Here is a 19698-nt window from a genome sequence, read left to right on the forward strand (position 1 = left end):
GAGAGGCGGTCCGTGTCCTTCTATCTGGATATGCGTAAACGGGCGGGAAAGTGACTCACGTCCTCTAACTATTCGATTATTTGATCAACATGCTGACGATGCTTGCGGACATCAGGTTCGCCATTGTTCCAGCGAGCATGGCTCGCAGGCCAAGATTCGCCAGATCATTGCGGCGGTTGGGGACGAGAGCTCCAATGCCGCCGATCTGCATACCGATCGAACCCACGTTGGCAAAGCCGCAGAGCGCAAAAGTGGCGATGGAGAAGCTGCGCGGGGAGAGCGTTGCCTTGATGTTGCCGAGTTCCTTGAACGCGAGAAACTCGTTGATTATGGTGCGGGTTCCAAGCAGGTTGCCGATGGTTCGGGCCTCGTGCCAAGGGATGCCGATGAGCCACGCGACGGGCGCTCCTACGACGCCGAGGACGTTGTTGAGCGAGTGCGGGAACGGGATTCCGTGTATCCACAGCTTGTTCGAGATGTCGAGCATGATGGCGTTGAACAAGCCGACGAGTGCGACGAAGGCTAGCAGCATGATCGCGACGTTGAATGCGAGTTGGCCGCCGTCGATAGTGCCGCGGGCGATGGCACCGATGAAGTTTTCGTTCGCGTGCTCCTCGCTCGGAGGCATCGTGACGGTGCCTGCGGTGGCGGGAACCTCGGTTTCAGGGACGAGCATCTTGGCGACGAGGATGGTTCCTGGCGCGGTCATGATGACGGCGGAGAGCAGGTCCTTGGCGTTGATGCCGAAGAGGATGTAAGCGGCCATGATGCCGCCGGAGACGTGCGCCATGCCGGAGGTCATGATGGTCATCAGCTCGGAGCGGGTCGCTCCGGCGAGGAATGGACGGATCGTTAGCGGCGCTTCGGTCTGGCCCATGAAGATGCTCGCCGCGACGTTGGTCGATTCAGCACCGGAGGTTCCCATCGTCCACTGCATGATCCAGGCGACGACCTTGATGATCTGCTGCATGAGGCCGATGTGATACAGGATCGCGAAGAAGGCGGAGACGAAGATGATGGTTGGCAGAACGGAGAAGGCGAAGACCGAGAGCGGGTTCGACGGGACGCCGAGGTAGCCGAAGACGAGGCCGGAACCGTCTGCTGCGTGGCCGAGAAGACCGGTGATGAAGTCAGAGGTGTGCTTCAGGATCGTCTGTCCGTAGGTCCACTTGATCACGGCGAAGGCGAAGAGGACCTGTAGCGCGAGACCCCAAACGACGGTCTTCCATCGGATGGCGCGCCGGTTGGTGGAGAAGGCGTAGGCGAGGCCGAGAAACGTCAGAAGACCGAGAAGTCCGGTGAATCGTGCCAAAGAATGAATCTCCGATGCGCTGGGAATGATGTGGAACTGAGTGTAACGGTTCGTACGGTGAAACGCGCAAAGATTCCTGACCGGTCCGCTTGCGTTGTAGGCATGGAGTGTTACACTGTCGTTGGTCGTCGAATACTTTTGGTCTTCTTGCTTGTTCCAGCATTACTGCTATACACGCAAAACACCAACAACGCGTTCAGCGGTACATTGCTTAAAGGAACATGAATACAATGGAACAGGGAACAGTAAAATGGTTTAACGATGCTAAGGGTTTCGGATTTGTCAGCCGCGAGAGCGGAGATGACGTTTTCGTTCACCACAGCGCGATCCAGGCGAACGGCTTCCGCACCCTCCAGGAGGGTCAGCGCGTTCAGTTCAACGTGGTCAAGGGACCCAAGGGCTGGCAGGCTGAGAACGTTCAGGCTATCTAACTCGATCTTCGAGTAAGACAAAAGGGCGATTCCTTCGGGAGTCGCCCTTTTGCTTTGTCTGGAGGTCTCCCCCTCCCCCCGTACTTAGGTCTCAAAGTATTCAAATCAGATGGGTTAGGTCTGGACTTTGTGTGTCTGAGTCCAAATCCCGCTTGAGGCTTGTGAATAGACGAAGGGAAACTTTTCTAACCTCTTATTTAATTGTAGCGGGTGGGACCTGCGAACATACAATTGTTTTTGGGGGGTGAAGGTGTTTTGTTTTGTTAGGTTTGAGTGGAAGAGAGGGTCGTGAGGGGTTGACAGTGATTTCTGGGGGGCATTCTGCAAACCCATATCCCAAAGGCGGGACATGGGGCACCCGGAGTCCTGCGGATTCTGTTAGGGCAGGGTGGCGGCGGTGACGATCTCGCGGATAAGTAGCTGCGGGGTGGGAGGGGTGTCGGTTAGGGTGACTGTGGCCTGGAGCATGGCGTAGGGTTCGTCGAGGAGGGCGGGATCTTCGGTGAAGAGGGTGAAGATGGGCTGGCCTGCGGTGAGGCGGTCGCCTAGTTTGGCGTGGGATTCGATGCCGACGTGGGCGCTGACCGGGCCGCCGGGAACGGCTCGACCGGCTCCGAGCCGCTGAACGGCCCAGCCGACTTCCTTGCAGTCCATGGAGGAAAGATAGCCGTTGCGGGAGGCGGTGAGGACGCGCTTGGCTGCTGGCTTATGGAAGAGGGCGGGATTGGCGAAGACGGAGGTATCGCCGTGGTGGGCTGCGACGATCTGAAGCCAGGACTTGTAGGCACCGCCGGAGCGGATGAGTTCGGCGGCCAGCAGAGCACCGGCCTCGGGTGTGGCGGACTTGCCAGCGAGGTAGAGCATCCAGCCGCTGAGGGTGTTGGAGAGGGTGATTAGGTCCGCGGACATGCGCTGGTGTTCGGGGGAGATGGGCTTGTTCTGGAGGATGTCGACGCACTCCCAGACCTCGACCCAGTTACCCGAGAAGCGACCGAGAGGTTCATCCATAGTCGTGAGCAGAGCTGCCGTGCGGGTGCCGCTGCGCTCGCCGGTGGCGACCATGAGTTCGGCGAGGAACTTGGATTTTTCGTAGGTCGGCATGAAGGCGCCGGAGCCGACTTTGACGTCTAGGACGAGGCCGTTAAGGTCTTCGGCGAGCTTCTTGCTCATGATGCTGGCGCAGATAAGGAAGGGTGATTCGACGGTGCCGGTGTGGTCGCGCATGGCGTAGAGGATGCGATCGGCGGGGACGAGGCGCGGTGTCTGCCCTACGAGCACCGCGTGACAGTCGCGCAGGACCTCCATCATTTGCGGGAGGGTGAGCTGGGTGTCGAAGCCGGGGATGGTTTCGAGCTTGTCTAAAGTTCCACCCGTATGTCCCAGGCTCCTCCCGCTGATCATTGGGACGGAGATGCTGGGGGTGTTTTCGAGGCCCGCGGCGGCGAGAGTGGGCGCGATGAGGAGCGAGGTCTTGTCGCCGACGCCGCCGGTGGAGTGTTTGTCGACGGAGAAGGTGTTGAGGGGCTTCGTATCGAAGACCTCGCCGGAGAAGCGCATGGCGGTGGTGAGGTCGGCGGTCTCGCGGAGGGAGAGTCCGCGCTGGAAGACGGCCATGAGGAAGGCGCCGAGCTGGGCTTCGGTGAGGGTGGCGGCCTTTGGATCAAGGCTCAGGGCGGTGACGGCTTGGACGAAGGCGTTGATGTCGGCGGTGGAGAGCTCGAGGCCGTCGCGTTTTCGGAGGATGAGGTCGATTGGGTGCATAGGGGGAAGAGCTAGTGAGGAGTGAGAAGTGAGGAGTGAGAAGTAAAGGCAACGGCAAAAGCAAAAGCAGCGGCAAGCGCAGAAGCGGATTCCCTGCGGAGAATGACAAACAAGAGGGCAAAAGCAGAAGCCGATTCCTTCGGGAATGACTGACAACGTGGCGATGGTCAGGCGGGGGTGATGAATTCGCCGCGGAAGGCGTGGGGGATGAGGGCGCCGAGTGTGGTGGTTATGGGGCCGGATTCGTCGGGGTAGAGGATGAGGGCGTTGTCGGGGGCGAACTCGGCGAGGGTTTGGCGGCAGGCGCCACAGGGCATGGAGGCGGCGTGGTTGAGGTTGGCGACGGCGACGGCGCGAAGACGGATGCCGGGGCCGAACTGGCTGACGGCGCGGGCGATGGCAGCCTGTTCGGCGCAGCTAGTGAGGCGGTAGGAGGCGTTTTCGACGTTGCAGCCGGTGACGATGGAGCCGTCAGTGAGGAGCAGGGCGGCGCCGACGCGAAAGTGGCTGTAGGGGGAATAGGAGTTGGCAGCGGCTTCGGCGGCCAGATTGAGGAGCTTTTGACGGTCGGAGAGAGAGAGGGCGCCGGGTTCGGAGAAGGAGGTCATGGATTGTTTAGCCTAGCGGCTTGCCGGTTGACTGGCAAGCCGCACAGGTTCGCAAGGTGAGACCGTGCCGGATGGTGAATGTGGCGGGGCCCGAATGCAAGGATGGCGGCAGAGGAAGGACAGCAGTTAAATAGGTAAGCCCGGCAATCGGCCGGGCTTGAAGTCGTTTCCTACCTGATTTGCCCTTAGGCAATGACGGCTGCAATTCTTTTCAGCAAAGGTGAGTGTTTAGAAGAACAATTGCTTTTTGAGTCTCTTTGTTCTAACTCAGGCTGAAGGCAGTGTCAGGTAGAAGGGCAGTCTTAGGCAGCGGACTGAGGATTCGACACAGTGGACGTGCTTGGGCACGAGGGGTGGCAGCAGTGAGATGAGCAGCAGCAGCTGAAACAGCTGAACAGGCTAAAAAAGCAACAGAACATAATTACCTCCGGTGGAATTACTATCGTCACCTTAGCCGCGGGTGTGACCCAAGTCAACCATAAAAGGTGTATTTAGTCATGCCGAACGAAGATAAAAGCTGAATCAAAGCCAGTTAGGCCAGGCCTAGATGAGATCTTTGGTAACCATCTTTGGTATTGGGAGGTCGCATAGTACCAATGTTTTCCCGTTATTTCTCGCAATCCAAAGCGGTGGTTTGCGCGTACACGTCGTCCTGTAGGACTTAAGTAATGTTTTGGGAAAGTTCAAGAGCGCGCACAAGAAAAAGCCCGGCGAGAGCCGGGCTTTGCTGAACTTGGGTGGCTAGTAAGAGTGAGCAAATCTGCAAGGTAAGAATTTGGGCAGGAAAAAGCCCGGCAAAAACCGGGCCACAACATGGAACGAAGGTTTTGGTATCGAGTAGGTGTCAGAGAAGCCAATAAGGGGTGCGGGAGGCGCGAATGCATGCGTCTTTCCCTGGGCGAAGCCAACCCGATATGGGTGGGCTACACATGGGTGCTGCGATTGCTTCGAAGATCAAGCTTTCGCTGCACCCGTAGAAGGCTGCAGGCAACTACTCGGTGCTGCCGCCCTGTGCGCTGCCACCGGTGCCGGTCGACTGACCGCCGCCGCTGCCGCCATGGCAATCGCCGCCGGAGTGGTGCGAGGAACCGCAGCAGGAGCTACAGCAGCAGGAGAAGCACGAGAAGAAAGAGAAGAAGCAACAGAACATTGTTTTTTTGAACCTCCGAATAAGGAAGAAGTTAGCAACCGACTTGACCTAAGTCAACGAAAATAGGGAGGTTTGCTGTGTTCCCAATATGGCACTTTAGGGGTAGGGTGATCGCGTCAGGGGGCAGTGTGGTGGCGGTGAAAAGGATGCTTTGAGAGTTTTGTACGGCGAATGGTGACAGAAACGGCATCTGTAGGATGGGAACGTATGTCCAGGGAAGCTGATGTGTCGGATGCGAGCAGGCAGAAAAAGACAGGCAGGGTGAGGGGTTCGAAGCCCGAGGCTGTGGCGGAGATTGATGCGCTGGGGGTGTTTCACCCAGTGACGGCGCAGTGGTTTCGCGCGGTGTTCGAGGGGGTGACGGCTCCGCAGCGGGAGGGTTGGCCAGCGATTGCGCGGGGTGAGTCGACGCTGATCCTGGCGCCGACAGGGACGGGCAAGACGCTGACGGCGTTTCTGTGGTGTCTGGATCGGCTGATGCTGCAAGGGCAGGGAGTAGGGAATAGGGAGCAGGGAGCCGCTGAAGGGGTGCGGGTGTTGTATTTGTCGCCGCTGAAGGCGCTGGCGGTGGATGTGGAGCGGAATTTGCGGTCTCCGCTGGCGGGGATTGCGAACAGGGCCGAGCGCGAGGGCGTGGCGGTGCAGGTGCCCACGATTTCGGTGCGGACGGGGGATACGAGTCCGAAGGAGCGCGCGCAGTTCAAGCGGCATCCGGGGGAGATTCTGATTACGACGCCGGAGTCGCTGTACCTGCTGCTGACGAGCGATGCGGGGAACGCGCTGCGGTCGGTGGAGACTGTGATTATCGATGAGATCCACGCGCTGGTGCCGACCAAGCGCGGGGCACATATGATGCTGAGCCTGGAGCGGCTGGAGGCGCTGGTGGCGGCGAATGGGGGTGGGCCGATTCAGCGGATCGGGCTGAGCGCGACGCAGCGGCCGCTGGAGGAGGTGGCGCGGTTTCTGGGGGGAGCGGAAAGTAGCGGCACGACGGTTGAGAAGCAGGTTCTTCGCTCCGCTCAGGATGACAATCTACAGACGAATGAATCTGAGCCGGCGGGGGTGCGGTTTCGGCCCGTGACGATTGTGAATGCCGGGGCACGGAAGGTGCTGGAGCTGAAGGTCGAGGTGCCGGTGGAGGACATGGCGAAGCTCGGCGACATTGAGGAGTTGCCGAGCGGGGCGGCAAGCCAAGGACCGAAGCGGACGTCGATCTGGCAGAGTATTCATCCGAGGCTGCTGGAGATTATTCGAGAGCGGACGTCGACGCTGATCTTTGTGAACGCGCGGCGGGTGGCGGAGAGGCTGGCAGGGGCGATCAATGAGCTGGCGGGGGAGTCGATTGCGCGGGCGCATCACGGCTCGCTGGCGGCGGCGCAGAGGAGTGAGATTGAGGAGCTGCTGAAGGCGGGCAAGCTGCGGGCGCTGGTGTGTACGTCGTCGCTGGAGCTGGGCATCGATATGGGAGCGGTGGATCTGGTGATCCAGATCGAGGCTCCGCCGAGTGTGGCGAGCGGGATGCAGCGGATTGGGCGGGCGGGGCACCAGGTGGGGGCTCCGAGCACGGGTATCATCTTTCCGAAGTATCGGGCGGACCTGATTGCGTGTGCTGCGGTGACGCAGGCGATGCATGAGGGGCATGTGGAGTCGACGCGGTTTTTGAGGAACCCGCTGGATGTGCTGGCGCAGCAGATGGTGGCTGTGGTTTCGCAACCGCCGGGGGTGGTCGTGGCTCCGAGCAAGAAGCAGGTCCTTCGACTGCGGGCTGTGGCCTCCGCTCAGGATGACAATCTCGCGGCGGAAGACGAGGGTGGGATCAGCTATGAGGCGCTGCTGGGGATTGTGCGGAGCGCCGCGCCGTTTGCGGGGATGAGCGTGACGACGTTCAACGGCGTGCTCGATATGCTGGCGGGGCGGTATCCGAGTGACGAGTTCGCGGAGCTGCGACCGCGGGTGACGTGGGACCGCGAGAAGAACTGGATCACTCCGCGGCAAGGTGTGAAGCGGATAGCTATTTTGAACGGCGGGACGATTCCGGATCGCGGCACGTATGGGGTGTTTTTGAGCGGGGCTACGAAGCCGCTGCGGGTGGGCGAGCTGGACGAGGAGATGGTGTTCGAGGCACGGACGGGCGAGACGTTTGTGCTGGGGGCTTCGACGTGGCGGATCGACGAGATTACGCAGGACCGCGTGCTGGTGAGCCCTGCTCCGGGTGAGCCGGGAAAGATGCCGTTCTGGCATGGCGACAGGCCGGGAAGGCCGATCGAGTTCGGGCGGCGTATTGGAGCGCTAGTGCGAGAGCTGCGAGCGATGCCTCGCAACGTGGCGATGACGAAGCTGGTGAGCGATCACGATCTGGATGAGAAGGCGGCGGAAAATGTGCTGCGGTATCTGGTCGATCAGGAGCTGGCAACGGAGCAGGTGCCGGACGATCGGACGATTGTGATCGAGCGAGTGCGCGATGAGCTGGGGGACTGGCGGGTGTGCGTGCTGACACCGCTGGGAAGCCGCGTGCATACGCCGTGGGCGATGGCGGTGTCTGCGAAGCTGAAGGCCGCGGGGCTTGATGTAGAGACGATGTGGAGCGAGGACGGGTTCGTGCTGCGATTCCCGGAGAGCGACGCGCCGCCCGATGTTGACGTGTTGATGATGAGTCCGCTGGAGGCGAGTGAGCTGGTGATGGCGCAGCTTGGCTCGACGGCGCTGTTTGCGGCGAAGTTTCGCGAGGCGTCGTCGCGTGCGCTGTTGCTGCCGAGGCGCAGGGCGGAGGGACGGACGCCGCTGTGGCAGCAGAGAAAGCGTGCCTACGACCTGCTGAGTGTGGCGAGCCGGTATGCGGAGTTTCCGATGCTGCTGGAGGCGTACCGCGAGTGCCTGCGCGATGTGTTCGATATGCCGGCGCTGATGGAGGTGCTGCGCGGGATCGAGACGCGACAGACGCGGGTGCATGTGGTGGATTCGCGCATGCCTTCGCCGTTTGCGGGAGCGCTGCTGTTCAGCTATGTGGCGAACTACATCTATGACGGCGATGCTCCGCTGGCAGAGCGACGGGCGCAGGCGCTGGCGATCGATCAGGACCAGCTGCGGGAGTTGCTGGGCGATGCCGATCTGCGCGAGTTGCTGGACTCGGCGGCAATCGAGGAGACGGAAGAGCAGCTGCAGTGCGTCGTGGAAGGCTACAAGGCCAGGAACATGGACGGCCTGCACGATCTGCTGCTACGGCTGGGCGATATGACGCGGGCGGAGATTGCTCTGCGGTGTGAGACGCCTGAGGTAGCGGCGACGGTGGACCGGCTGATCAAGGCGAGGCGCGCGCTGGAACTGTTGATTGCAGGCGAGCGGCGGGTGATTGCGGTGGAGGATGTGGCTCGAGTGCGGGATGCGCTGGGTGTGCCGCTGCCGCCGGGTCTGCCTGCGGCGTTTCTTGAGGCGGTACCGGATGCGCTGCTGGATATTGTGCGGCGGTACGCGCGCACGCATGGGCCGTTTACAACGCCGGATGTGGCGACGCGGTATCAGCTTTCGAACGCGACGATTGAGGTGACGCTGCAGAAGCTGGTGGGGCTGGGACGCGTGGTGGAGGGCGGCTTTCGACCGGGCGGGTTGAATCGCGAATGGATCGACGCCGAGGTGTTGCGCGCGGTTCGCAGAAAGAGCCTGGCGAAGCTGCGCAAGGAGGTTGAGCCGGTGGCGCAGCGCACGCTGGCGCGGCTGTTTACGCGGTGGCAGGGCGTGGTGCAGCCACGGCGCGGGCTGGATGCGTTGCTGGATACGATTGAGAATCTGCAGGGCGCTCCGCTGCCTGCGTCTCTGCTGGAGAGCGAGATTCTGCCGGCGCGGATTAGTGGGTATCGGTCGTCGGATCTGGACACGCTGATTGCGGCGGGTGAGGTGGTGTGGGTGGGGCTTGATCCGCTGGGGGAGCGGGATGGGCGGATCGGGCTGTATCTTGCGGAGAAGCTTTCTGGATTGTGGGCTCCGACGAGGGTCGTGCCGGTGCAGAAGCAGGTCATTCGCTCTGCTCAGGATGACAATGCCAAGGGGGATGGCGCTGCGTTGAGTGAGAAGGAATCGCAGATCGTGGAGTGGCTGCGCGCGCGTGGAGCTTCGTTCTTCCAGGACCTGCATGATGGCGTGGGCGGCGGGTATCCGGGAGAGACTTTGGAGGCGCTGTGGTCGCTGGTGTGGCGCGGGATGTTGATGAACGACGGCTTGCTGTCGCTGCGGGCGTACTGCGAGCGGCCTGCGAGCACGGGCAGATCGAAGCCAGCGCGAAGGGTGCATAACCAAATCAACAAGCAGGCGGGTTTCAGGAGCCGGAGAACGACGCCGCCGACGGCGCAGGGGCGATGGAGTTTGAATGCAATTGCGTTCGATGATGGGCGCGACGGGACGCGCGCTACGCAGTGGTCTCATGCGATTGCGCAGCAGTTGTTGACGCGATATGGCGTAGTGTTTCGCGAGACGGCGCATGCGGAGAATCTGCCGGGAGGTTTTTCGGCCGTGTATGACGTGATGAAGGCGCTCGAGGAGAGTGGCAAGGTGCGGCGTGGGTATTTTGCCGCGGACTTAGGTGCGACGCAGTTTGCGATGCCTGCGGCGGTTGACCTGCTGCGGAGCCTGCGCGTGGCGGGGAGCGAGGATGAAGCTGAGGTGGTAATGCTGGCGGCGACGGACCCGGCGAATCCGTATGGGGCGCTGCTGCGGTGGCCTGCGGCGCCGGAGGAAGGGAGTTCGCTGACGCGGAGTGTGGGGGCCCGGGTGGTGCTGGTGAACGGGGCGTTGTCGGCTTACTTGAGGAGAGGCAATCCGGCGATCCAGGTGATGATTCCCGAGGAGGAGCCGGGGTGCTCGCAGGTGTCGCGCGCACTGGCGGAGTTCTTAGTGGCGATGGTGCGGAAGGATGAGACGAACTCGCGTGCGGGGCTGCTGATTACGACTGTGAATGGGGTGGCAGTGGCGGAGCATCCGCTGGCGAAGTATCTGCTGGAGGCTGGGTTCTTCGCGGCGCCGATGGGGTTCAATGTGCGGAAGGGTTTGCCGGGGCTGCCGACGGGCGGTATTGCGAGGGTTTGAAAAGCAGATTCCCTTGGGGAATGACAAGCAAAGGCAAGAACAAAGCAGATTCCCCTCGGGAATGACAAAGGAGAGGGTATGACAAAGGAGAAGGTATTGGTTTCTATTTGTTGTCATTCCCGCAGGGAATCTGCTTTTCGTAGGCGGGGCCGAGAGGTATACCTTCCGCGAGGTCTTCCCACGTAGGGTTTTTCTTTTCGATGAGCGCTATCTTTTGTGAGCGTGTCCACTTCTTTAGCTCTTTTTCGCGGGCGATGGCGTTTGTGACGTATTGGAATTGCTCGAAGTAGACGAGGCGGTGGATGTTGTATTTCGCAGTGTGACTTCCCGGTACACCTGATCGGTGCGTTGCTAGGCGCTTGCGCAGATTGTTGGTCATGCCGATGTATAGCGAGCGGGATCGGCTGGCCAGAATGTAAACCCAGAAACAGTAGTCATCGGCTTTCATGAGGAGCAGGCTAGCAGCCCCGACTTGTTGAAGAAAGAATAAAAGCAACAGCCAATGCAAAAGCAGATTCCCTACGGGAATGACAAACAAGAAGGCCAGAACATCCTAAGATTAGGAGAGTTCCTACATGCCTGAGGGAGACACAATCTATCGAACGGCGCGGGCGCTGGAGAAGGCGTTGGGTGGGCGTGTCGTTACTGGGTTTGAGACGGGGTTTGCGAAGCTGGCGAGTGCGAATGATGACTCGCCGCTGGTGGGGCGCGTGGTGGAGCGGGTGGAGGCTCGGGGAAAGTGGTGTTTGATCTACTTCTCTGGGGATTTGATCCTGCTGTCGCATATGTTGATGTCGGGGTCGTGGCACATCTATCGCACCGGGGAGCGGTGGAAGATGCCGCGGCGGGCGATGCGGGTGGTGGTGCAGGTGGGACCTCTGGGGCTGAAGCCACTGTCGTCTTCAGGGGTATCTGACGGCGGGGCTGAAGTCCCGCCCCAACAAAACGGGGGTGGGCAGGCATCCTGCGAACCCACGTCCGAGAATCCGGACGTGGGGCACCCAGATTCCCGGTATAGAGACCAAAGCTTTCAAGCGGTGCTGTTCAACGCGCAGGTGGCGGAGTTTCATACGGCGCGGTCGCTGGAGCGGAGCTCGCAGGTGCCGAAGCTGGGGCCGGATGTGCTGGCTGAGGGGTTCACGCTGGAGAAGGGCGTGGCTGCGATGCGCGAGAGGATGCGGACGCATCCTGCGGACGAGGTCGCGGTGGTGCTGCTGAATCAGCGGGTGATGGCGGGGTTGGGGAATGTGTACAAGAGCGAGGTCGCGTTTGCGGCGGGGGTGAATCCGTTTCGAGCGATGAGTACGCTGAGTGCGGGCGAGATAGAGAAGATGGTGGAGCACTCGCTGAAGTACATGAAGGCGAATGTGGGCGATGGGCAGCGGGGTGAGGCTGGCGAGGGGATTGTGACGTATACGGGGCCTCGGCGGACGACGCGGGCGATGGACCGCAGCGATCGGACGTGGGTGTATGGGCGGCAAGGGCAGGAGTGTCGGCGGTGCGGGACGGCGATTATGCGGAGGCTGCAGGGAGTGGCGGCGCGGCCGACGTATTGGTGCCCGGTGTGTCAGCCATGGGCGGCGGCGGAAGGGCAGAGTGGGGCGGCTCCGGTAGGGAATACGACGGTGGTGGGGCGGAAGAGGATTGGGTGTTGAAAAGGCAGTGAGAAGTGAGAAGTGGGGAGTGAGAAGTGAGGAGTGTCATTCCACCTTAGCGACCATGAAGCCGTCGCGAAGATGGGGCGCTTTGCCAGACCTCCGGGGCTAAAGCCCTTTCATCTCTTTGAGCTTTTTTGTACGGGCTGAAGCCCGTACCCTTCAAAGCAGAACGTGCCCTTCAAAGCAACGCGTACCCTGCAAGCAGAACGTGCGCTTCAAAGCAGACTGGTGCAGAGTCCCTACGGCTTACTGCGGAGGCTGTTGATTGGGGTCGGAGGGTTTGGGCTTGCCTGCGCCGAACATCTTTTGGAAGATGTTGCGGTGCTTGGCTGGCTCTTCGGCTGGCTGCTGGGGGGGCTGCTGGTTCTGGATGGTGGCCTGGGGTATCTGGGGTGGCTGTTGTTGCTGGGGCTCATTGTCGGAGCCGCCCTTGAAGAAGTTGAAGAGCTTGCTGCCGAAGCTTTGCGGTGAGGTTTCGCCCATGTGCGAGCAGGTGCCGGGAGGGGTGGTGCCGACGAGGAAGGCCATGGATACGTCGTTGTCGGGGCAGGTGTCGTCGGCAGCCATGCCGGTGGGGGTGTTGATGCGGAGGACTTCGACGCCAGAGGGGGCGGAGAAGCTCTTCATGTCCGAGTACTGCGGGAGCTTGATGGCGCGGCTCATGAACTCGGCCCAGATGGGAGCGGCGGCGTCGGCGCCTTGCAGCTTGACGTCGGTGTAGTCGTCGTTGCCGACCCAGATGATGCAGAGCAGGTTTGATGAGTAGCCAGCGAACCAGGCGTCATGCGAGGTGCCTGTCTTTCCGGCGGCGGGAGCGTAAAAGCCGTGGGCGCGCGCGGCGCTGCCGGTGCCATACGTCATCACGGCTTCCATCAACGACTGCGTGAGGTAGGCGACTTTGGGATCGAGGACCTGTTTGGCTTCGGGGGTGAAGTCGGCGACGATGTCTCCCTGCGGGTTGCGGACGCTGGAGAGCACCCAGGGTTTGAGATGGATGCCGTTGTTGGCGAAGACGGTGTAAGCACCGGCCATGTCGATGGGCGTGGCGCTGTAGGTGCCGATGGCCATCGAGGGGGTGGCTTTGGCGTTGACGATGCCTGCGGAGCGAGCGAGGGAGGCGACGTTGGTGAAGCCGACCTTCTGTGCGAGCGCAATGGTGGCGATGTTGAGCGAGTGCTCGATGGCGGTGATGGCGGTGACCATGCCGGGGTATTCGCCGTGCTCGAAGTTGCCGGGGGTGTAGCCGCCGCCGAAGTCCTGCGGGTCGTCGTTGAGCTTGGTGAGCGCGGTGAAGACGCCGCTCTCGTCGAGGGTGGTGCCGTTGAGCGAGGTGTTGTAGGCCGTGGCGTAGACGAAGGGCTTGAAGATGGAGCCGGTGGGTCGCTCGGCGACGGCGTGGTTGAGTTGCGAGACAGCGTAGTTGCGACCGCCGACGAGAGCGAGGATCTGGCCGGTGTGCGGATTGAGAGCGACGAGCGAGACCTGCGGGTAGGTGATGGGGCCGGTAGGAGTCGGGTCAGCTTCACCGGGCTTGCCCTTGGTGGTCTTTCCGTGAGCGCGGGCGTAGCGGCGGCGAACGAGTTCGTCGACGTGCTTCATGCCTTCGGCGACTGCGTCGGAGGCGGCGCGCTGGAGCTCGGGGTCAAGCGAGGTGTAGATGCGGAGGGCACCGCGCGAGGAGCTGGAGTCGCCGAGGCGCTGCACGATCTGGTCGTGGACGAGATCGACGAAGTAGGGAGCTTCGCTGGCATCGATGTTCGGCGGAGCGAGGCGAATAGGTTCCGCCTTCGCCTTATCCGCGTCAGCCTGGGAGATGGCTTCGGTTTCGACCATGGAGTCGATGACGATGTTGCGGCGCTCGAGCACGCGGTCGGGGTGCTTGTAGGGGTTGAAGTAGCTGGGGCGTTGAATGATGCCTGCGAGCATGGCGCACTCGGCGAGATCGAGCTGGCGGAGATCTTTGCCGAAGTACGATTCGGCGGCTTCGCCGAAGCCGTTGATAGCGAAGCTGCCACGCTGGCCGAGGGGAATCTGGTTGGCATACATCTCGAAGATCTGCTGCTTGTCGAAGCGATGCTCGAGTTGGAAGGTGATCATGATCTCGGCAATTTTGCGCGAGTAGGTTTTTTCAGGTGTGAGAAAGAAGCCGCGCGCGAGCTGCTGGGTGAGGGTGGAGCCGCCGCAGCTTTTGTGTCCGGCGAGGATGTCCTGCACGGCGCACTTGATAGTGCGACCGTAGTTGAGGCCGCCATGCTCGAAGAAGCGGCGATCTTCGATGGCGACGACGGCCTGCACCATACGCGGGGGAATCTGGTTGTAGGTTACGAGGCGGCGCTTGGTGCGGTTCTTGTCTTCGCTCATCGCGGTGATGAGCTGCGGCTCGAGCTTGTAGGCGGCGAGCGCGGCACCGTTTTCGGCGGTGATGGATTTGACGACGGGCTTGCCGTCGGTGCCGACGGCGGTGGTGATGGTGGCGCCATCCATGGCGAGGTAGCTCTGCGGGCCGGGCTTGATGAGGATGGAGTCGTCCTGCAGCTGGTAGTCGCCGAGTTGCTGCGAGCTGTTGTAGCCAGCGCGGCGGAGCGAGGTGGCGATGGACATAGCCGAGAGCTGCTGGCCGACACGGACTTCCTGCGGGGCTGCGTAGACCTGCGCGACGGAGGCGAAGAGCGGCCCCTGCGCGAGACGTCTTTCGACTTCACCGCGGTACTTCATGTAGAAGTAGCCGAAGACGAGGCCGCCGAGTGCCACGCAGGCGAGGCAGGCGATCATCGCGAAGCGCGCCAGCTTCATGAGGAGAGAGTTCGAGGTGTTCGCGAGCTTGAGCTTTACGGGCATAGGGGCCAAGGAGACAAGGGGATAGAACCCAGGGGACAGAGTGAGGCTCTATCCCCTGTATGGGTTATTTAGTTGGACGTCGTCAGCAGCGATTGGAGATGCGCAGTGATGTTGTCGAGGCTGATGTCCGTTGTGGTGCCGCTGAGGCGGTCGACGATCTCGACCTGGCCTTCGGCGAGCTTCTTACCGATGTTGATACGGTAGGGCACGCCGATGAGTTCCGCGTCCTTGAACTTGACGCCTGCGCGCTCGTCGCGGTCGTCAAGGAGGACGTCGATGCTCGCATCGGAGAGATTTGCAGCGATCTTCTCCCCTTCGACAAGCAGATTCGCTTCCTTGATGTTGGTTACCGTGACGACGACCTGATAGGGCGCGATGGTGGCGGGCAGGGCGTACTGATCTGCGTTGCCAGCGGCGGCGAACTTCGCGGCGGATGACTCGATGGCCGAGGTAAGGATGCGCTCAATGCCGATGCCGTAACAGCCCATGATGGGCGTGACTTCCTTGCCGTTGGTATCGAGGACGCGTGCGCCCATGCTCTCGGTGTACTTGGTGCCGAGCTTGAAGATGTGACCGATCTCCACAGCCTTGCCCAGACGCAGGGGCTGTCCTCCGATGGGGTCGAGCTCACCTTCGTTGACGTTGCGGATGTCGGCCGTGAGGGTGGTAGAAAAGTCGCGTTCCGGCGTGACGTTGCGGAAGTGGTGGTCGAGTTTGTTAGCGCCGGCGACGAGGTTCTTGCGGCCAGCGAGACCGGGGTCGAGCACGACGATGGTCTTGAGGCCTTCGCCTGCGTTTTCGCGGGAGACGCCCTTGAGCTTGTCTAGCGGCTTGCCGGACTTGAGACCGTTGAGCGAGCCGTTGGTCATGACCTGCTCGATACCGATTGGACCGAGATAGCCAGCGGGGCCGCCGATGTAGAGCGCGAGCTCTTCGGGCAGCATGGGGCGCAACTCGGCGGTGCCAGCGATGGCGTTGAGCTTGGTTTCGTTGACCTGGTGATCGCCGCGCAGGAAGGCGACGATGGGGCGCAGCGGTTCGCCTGCGGGATGCGCGGAGCGGGTGCCCATGAAGGCGACGCACTTGATGTCCTGCGAGGGGAGGATGCTGAGGAACTCGCAGATGTCCGCGATGGCTCCCTTGCCGGGAGTATGGATGAGCTCGGGTGTGCCGTCGCCGGTGGGGGCGAGGTCTTCGACGGGCGCGAGCTGCGAGGTGGCTTTTTCAAGGTTGGCTGCGTAGCCCGACACGGAGGAGGCGATGAGGTCTTCACCGGCTTCGGTGTAGACCATGAACTCCTGCGAGCCGGAGCCGCCCATGGCACCGGAGTCGGCTTCGACGGCGACGAATTCGAGGCCACAGCGGGTGAAGATGGCGCGGTAGGCGGCGTCGTGCAGGTCGTAGCTCTTGTCAAGACCGGCGGTGTCGATGTCGAAGGAGTAGGCATCCTTCATCAGAAACTGGCGAACGCGCAGCAGGCCGGACTTGGGGCGCGGCTCGTCGCGGAACTTAGTCTGGATCTGGTACCAGATCTGCGGCAGCTGCTTGTAGCTGCGGAGCTCATTGCGCGCGATGGAGGTCATGACCTCTTCGTGGGTCATGGCGAGGACGAGCTCAGCACCTTTGCGGTCCTTGAGCTTGAACATGTTGTCGCCCATGACCTCGTAGCGACCGGACTCTTCCCAGAGCTCGCGCGGGTTCAGCGTAGGGAGCAGGAACTCCTGGCCGATCTTGTCCATCTCTTCGCGCACGATGGCGACGATCTTGTTGATGGCGCGCTGGCCGAGTGGCAGATAGCTGTAGATGCCTGCGCCAAGCTGGCGAATGTAACCGGCGCGGAGAAGCAGCTTGTGGCTGGCAACTTCGGCGTCTGTGGGGGCTTCGCGGAGGGTGGGGATGAAGAGCTTCGACCAACGTTGCATATCTGTTCGATTGTAGCGGAGAGGGGTGGAGGGAGGAGTGGGCGGGGCAAATGCAGGTCTCTCCACTGCGCATCGCGGTAGGGCTGCGATGCTTCGGTCGAGATGACAATTCAGAGGTGGTTCTGAGAAGCAGATTCCCTTCGGGAATGACAAATAAAACGGCAGCTACAGACGCAGATTCCCTGCGGGAATGACAAAGCGAAATGCGGAAGGGCAAAGCAAAAGGGCAAGGGCAACTATGGAAGCGGATTCCCTACGGGAATGACAAAGAGTGAAGGACCCTAGCTGAGGATGTCGTGCAGGTGCAGGATGCCTAGGACGGGTGTGGTCGGGGTGCCGTCGGCGGTGACGATGAGGGCGGTGATCTTGTGTAGCTCCATTAGGATCAGCGCGTCGGCTGCGAAGAGATCGGGGGCGATGGTGCGCGGTGAGGCGTGGAGGATCTCGGAGGCGGAGCGGTGGAAGGCGGCGGGGCCTTCGCGTTCGAAGAGGCGGCGGAGGTCGCCGTCGGAGAGGATGCCGAGGAGGGTGCCGTTCTGCTGGATCGTGGTGATGCCGAGGCGGCGGGCGGAGATCTCGTGGATGATCTCGGGCAGCGTGGCCGTGGGCAGCACGGAGGGCAGAGCGTCGCCGGTGTGCATGAGCTCGCGGATGGCGGTGAGGCGACGACCGAGCTGACCGCCGGGGTGGAGCTCGGCGAAGTTTTGCGGTTGAAAGTCGAGGCGTTGACTGACGTCGATCGCGAGGGCATCGCCGAGGGCGAGCATGGCGGTGGTGGAGGCGGTGGGCGCGAGTTGATGCGCGCAGGCTTCGCGGTCGACCGAGACATCGAGGGTGTGGGCGCTGGCGGTTGCGAGCGAGGAGGTGGTGCAGCCGGTGATGCTGACGAGCGTGATGCCGAGGCGCGGCAGGACGGGGATGAGGCGGAGGAGCTCGTCGGATTCACCGGAGTAGCTGAGGGCGATGAGGATGTCTCCGGCGGCGAGCAGGCCGAGGTCGCCGTGCAGGGCTTCGGTGGGATGGAGGAAGGCTGCGGGCGTGCCGGTGGAGAGCAGGGTCGCGGCGATCTTGCGGGCGATGAGGCCGGATTTGCCGATGCCAGTGAGGACGGTGCGATGCCCGGACTGCGCGGCTGTAACTATTGCGACGGCGACGGCATCGAACACTCGGCGCTGCGGGCCTTCGAGGCGAAGGGCGAGCTGCTCGAGCGCAGCGGCTTCGATGCGGATGAGGTCGGCTGGCGAGTTGGCGACGGTGTTCATCGGGACAACAGCGATGCTAGCAGAGCATGTGGCGTTAGACTAAGAGGAGCGCGAGGATCGAGCGCGGGAGGTTGGGCTGTGGTGCGTCGGATAGCGGTGTTGGCGGCAGTGTTTGTGGTGATTGGCGGATTGTTCTGGGCGGGTTGGTACAACCATCATCAGCGTCAGCTGGCGATGCAGCGCGTGCAGGACAGGATCACGACACTGACGAAGAACTCGCCGGAAGAAGCCAACAGCGGTGCTCCCGATGGTATGGGCGATACTTTGAAGGGGAAGGTCGCCCCGGGGTTTACGCTGGTCGACCTGAACGGCAAGAAGGTCTCGCTGGCTCAGTTCAAGGGACATCCGGTGGTCGTGAACTTCTGGGCGACGTGGTGCGGACCGTGCAAGCTGGAGATGCCGTGGTTCGAGGAGATGAACCAGAAGTACAAGGACAAGGGGCTGGTGATCCTTGGGCTTTCGCAGGATACGGGAACGGACGTGGCGGAGATTGCGAAGTCGGCGAAGAAGATCGGCGTGACGTACGAGATTCTGCAGCCGGATGACAACATTGCGAAGCTGTATGGCGGCGTCGATTATCTGCCGGAGACGTTCTATGTCGATGGCAAGGGAATGATCGCTGTTACCTCGGCGGGAGCTCCGACGAAGGATGAGATCGAAGCCAACGTGAAGAAGATTTTGTGATGCAGGGAATAGGGAGTAAGGAACAGGGAACAGGGAGATCGTTGCGGCTGCTTGCTGCCGCGGTGTTGGTGTGTGGGGCGCTTCAGGCGCAGCAGATCGATATGGGGGCGAAGAAGCCTGCGGGGCGCGATCATGTGGAGCTGCTGTCGGATGCGGTGGATGTGGCGGCGGGGAAGACGCAGGATGTCGAACTGCGCTTTCGGGTCGACCCGGGGTTTCATATCAACTCGCACACACCGATGGACGAGTTTCTGATTCCTACCAAGCTGACGCTGGATGGAGCGGGCGTGAAGGTCGTCAGTGAAGAGTATCCGGCTGGGGTGAAGTTCAAGCTGCCGATCGGTGAGGGGACGATTCTCGATGTGTATCAGGGCGAGTTTCGGGTGATGCTGCGGGTCGTGGCTCCGAAGGGAGCGACGACGCTAAGTGGCATGCTGCGGTATCAGGCCTGCGATAACGCGGCGTGTTTTCCGCCGAGGACGTTGGGTGTTAAGGTGACTGTGAACGGGCGTTAGCTCTAACTTTTGGCAGATGCAAACAACAGACCCACCTTCGAAGAGGTGGGTCTGTGGACGTCTAGGCGGAAAGACTAGCGACCGCGATAGATATGTTCGACGGCGACGCGGTAGCCCTGGCGGAAGCCTTCGCGATAGGACTGGCGATCGGGCGGCGCGATGAAGTGCGGGTTGCGATACTCGTCGCGATTGTTGACGTCGGGGCGACGGTGGTTGTCGAAGTCACGGCGAGCCCCTTCGACTCCGTCATGGAAGCCGCGCTGCTGCGCTGCTGCAAACTGAGGAGGCGGTGCATCCCAGCCGCCACGATCGTAGCCGGGGCCTTGGGGTGGAGGCCCCTGATAGTACTGAGCGGAAGCGACTCCACTGGCGGCGAGCAAGGCGAAGGAGAGAAGCGCGGTGGCGGTGCGAGTGGTGGTGCGTTTCGTGATCATGGTTTGATCCTTTCCTGCAACAGGGGAGCCTCGTTGTTGGCTCTTGT

At 61.7% G+C, this 19698-nt stretch carries 14 protein-coding genes; 6 read left to right on the forward strand and 8 right to left on the reverse strand.

Annotated elements, in window-relative coordinates:
- Positions 1-76: 76 nt before the first annotated feature.
- Positions 77-1312, reverse strand: coding sequence for a NupC/NupG family nucleoside CNT transporter (locus OHL14_RS13365; RefSeq protein WP_263379853.1), 1236 nt, complete (start codon positions 1310-1312; stop codon positions 77-79).
- A gap of 230 nt (positions 1313-1542) precedes the next feature.
- On the opposite strand from OHL14_RS13365, the gene OHL14_RS13370 reads away from it, so the two are divergent.
- Positions 1543-1743, forward strand: a complete 201-nt coding sequence (locus tag OHL14_RS13370) for a cold-shock protein (protein WP_263380284.1) — start codon at positions 1543-1545, stop codon at positions 1741-1743.
- Positions 1744-2121: 378 nt separating this feature from the next.
- Here OHL14_RS13370 and OHL14_RS13375 read toward each other — a convergent pair whose 3' ends face one another.
- Both OHL14_RS13375 and cdd read right to left on the reverse strand, forming a co-directional pair.
- Positions 2122-3504, reverse strand: coding sequence for a thymidine phosphorylase (locus OHL14_RS13375; RefSeq protein ID WP_263379854.1), 1383 nt, complete (start codon positions 3502-3504; stop codon positions 2122-2124).
- Between the two features lie 167 nt (positions 3505-3671).
- Positions 3672-4112 (reverse strand): cytidine deaminase, encoded by a 441-nt coding sequence (gene cdd / locus OHL14_RS13380; RefSeq protein ID WP_263379855.1) that lies wholly within the window; start codon positions 4110-4112, stop codon positions 3672-3674.
- A 1057-nt stretch (positions 4113-5169) separates the two neighbouring features.
- On the opposite strand from cdd, the gene OHL14_RS13385 reads away from it, so the two are divergent.
- Positions 5170-5328 (forward strand): hypothetical protein, encoded by a 159-nt coding sequence (locus tag OHL14_RS13385; RefSeq protein WP_263379856.1) that lies wholly within the window; start codon positions 5170-5172, stop codon positions 5326-5328.
- A gap of 141 nt (positions 5329-5469) precedes the next feature.
- Positions 5470-10338, forward strand: coding sequence for an Lhr family helicase (locus OHL14_RS13390; RefSeq protein WP_263379857.1), 4869 nt, complete (start codon positions 5470-5472; stop codon positions 10336-10338).
- A 103-nt stretch (positions 10339-10441) separates the two neighbouring features.
- On the opposite strand, the gene OHL14_RS13395 is transcribed toward OHL14_RS13390, so the two are convergent.
- A complete protein-coding gene (locus OHL14_RS13395; protein WP_263379858.1) occupies positions 10442-10876 on the reverse strand; it encodes a GIY-YIG nuclease family protein in 435 nt (144 codons plus the stop codon).
- 37 nt (positions 10877-10913) lie between these two features.
- On the opposite strand from OHL14_RS13395, the gene OHL14_RS13400 reads away from it, so the two are divergent.
- Entirely contained in the window at positions 10914-11993 is a 1080-nt protein-coding gene (locus tag OHL14_RS13400; protein ID WP_263379859.1) for an Fpg/Nei family DNA glycosylase, read from the forward strand.
- 249 nt (positions 11994-12242) lie between these two features.
- On the opposite strand, the gene OHL14_RS13405 is transcribed toward OHL14_RS13400, so the two are convergent.
- From OHL14_RS13405 to OHL14_RS13415, 3 genes are all read right to left on the reverse strand, one after another.
- A complete protein-coding gene (locus tag OHL14_RS13405; RefSeq protein ID WP_263379860.1) occupies positions 12243-14834 on the reverse strand; it encodes a transglycosylase domain-containing protein in 2592 nt (863 codons plus the stop codon).
- 68 nt (positions 14835-14902) lie between these two features.
- Entirely contained in the window at positions 14903-16756 is a 1854-nt protein-coding gene (locus OHL14_RS13410) for a proline--tRNA ligase (RefSeq protein WP_263379861.1), read from the reverse strand.
- A 281-nt stretch (positions 16757-17037) separates the two neighbouring features.
- Positions 17038-18018: a KpsF/GutQ family sugar-phosphate isomerase gene (locus OHL14_RS13415; RefSeq protein WP_263379862.1), complete on the reverse strand. Its 981-nt coding sequence runs from the start codon at positions 18016-18018 to the stop codon at positions 17038-17040.
- Between the two features lie 78 nt (positions 18019-18096).
- On the opposite strand from OHL14_RS13415, the gene OHL14_RS13420 reads away from it, so the two are divergent.
- Together OHL14_RS13420 and OHL14_RS13425 are read left to right on the forward strand one after the other, a co-directional pair.
- The gene (locus OHL14_RS13420) at positions 18097-18702 is read left to right on the forward strand and encodes a TlpA family protein disulfide reductase (protein WP_263379863.1); all 606 of its coding nucleotides are present in this window, start codon (positions 18097-18099) and stop codon (positions 18700-18702) included.
- The gene (locus OHL14_RS13425; protein ID WP_263380285.1) at positions 18702-19217 is read left to right on the forward strand and encodes a protein-disulfide reductase DsbD N-terminal domain-containing protein; all 516 of its coding nucleotides are present in this window, start codon (positions 18702-18704) and stop codon (positions 19215-19217) included. Before OHL14_RS13420 ends, OHL14_RS13425 begins: the two co-directional genes overlap by 1 nt.
- Positions 19218-19291: 74 nt before the next feature.
- Here OHL14_RS13425 and OHL14_RS13430 read toward each other — a convergent pair whose 3' ends face one another.
- The gene (locus OHL14_RS13430; RefSeq protein WP_263379864.1) at positions 19292-19651 is read right to left on the reverse strand and encodes a hypothetical protein; all 360 of its coding nucleotides are present in this window, start codon (positions 19649-19651) and stop codon (positions 19292-19294) included.
- Positions 19652-19698 lie beyond the last annotated feature (47 nt).

Source organism: Granulicella paludicola, assembly GCF_025685545.1.
Lineage (GTDB): Bacteria > Acidobacteriota > Terriglobia > Terriglobales > Acidobacteriaceae > Granulicella > Granulicella paludicola.

Bases quoted from the DNA above. Each gene is read 5' to 3' on its own strand.
- OHL14_RS13415 (WP_263379862.1), bottom strand. From the start codon at position 18,018: ATGAACACCGTCGCCAACTCGCCAGCCGACCTCATCCGCATCGAAGCC.
- OHL14_RS13430 (WP_263379864.1), bottom strand. From the start codon at position 19,651: ATGATCACGAAACGCACCACCACTCGCACCGCCACCGCGCTTCTCTCC.
- OHL14_RS13425 (WP_263380285.1), top strand. From the start codon at position 18,702: ATGCAGGGAATAGGGAGTAAGGAACAGGGAACAGGGAGATCGTTGCGG.
- OHL14_RS13400 (WP_263379859.1), top strand. From the start codon at position 10,914: ATGCCTGAGGGAGACACAATCTATCGAACGGCGCGGGCGCTGGAGAAG.
- OHL14_RS13390 (WP_263379857.1), top strand. From the start codon at position 5,470: ATGTCCAGGGAAGCTGATGTGTCGGATGCGAGCAGGCAGAAAAAGACA.
- OHL14_RS13385 (WP_263379856.1), top strand. From the start codon at position 5,170: ATGGCAATCGCCGCCGGAGTGGTGCGAGGAACCGCAGCAGGAGCTACA.
- OHL14_RS13405 (WP_263379860.1), bottom strand. From the start codon at position 14,834: ATGCCCGTAAAGCTCAAGCTCGCGAACACCTCGAACTCTCTCCTCATG.
- OHL14_RS13370 (WP_263380284.1), top strand. From the start codon at position 1,543: ATGGAACAGGGAACAGTAAAATGGTTTAACGATGCTAAGGGTTTCGGA.
- OHL14_RS13410 (WP_263379861.1), bottom strand. From the start codon at position 16,756: ATGCAACGTTGGTCGAAGCTCTTCATCCCCACCCTCCGCGAAGCCCCC.
- OHL14_RS13375 (WP_263379854.1), bottom strand. From the start codon at position 3,504: ATGCACCCAATCGACCTCATCCTCCGAAAACGCGACGGCCTCGAGCTC.
- cdd (WP_263379855.1), bottom strand. From the start codon at position 4,112: ATGACCTCCTTCTCCGAACCCGGCGCCCTCTCTCTCTCCGACCGTCAA.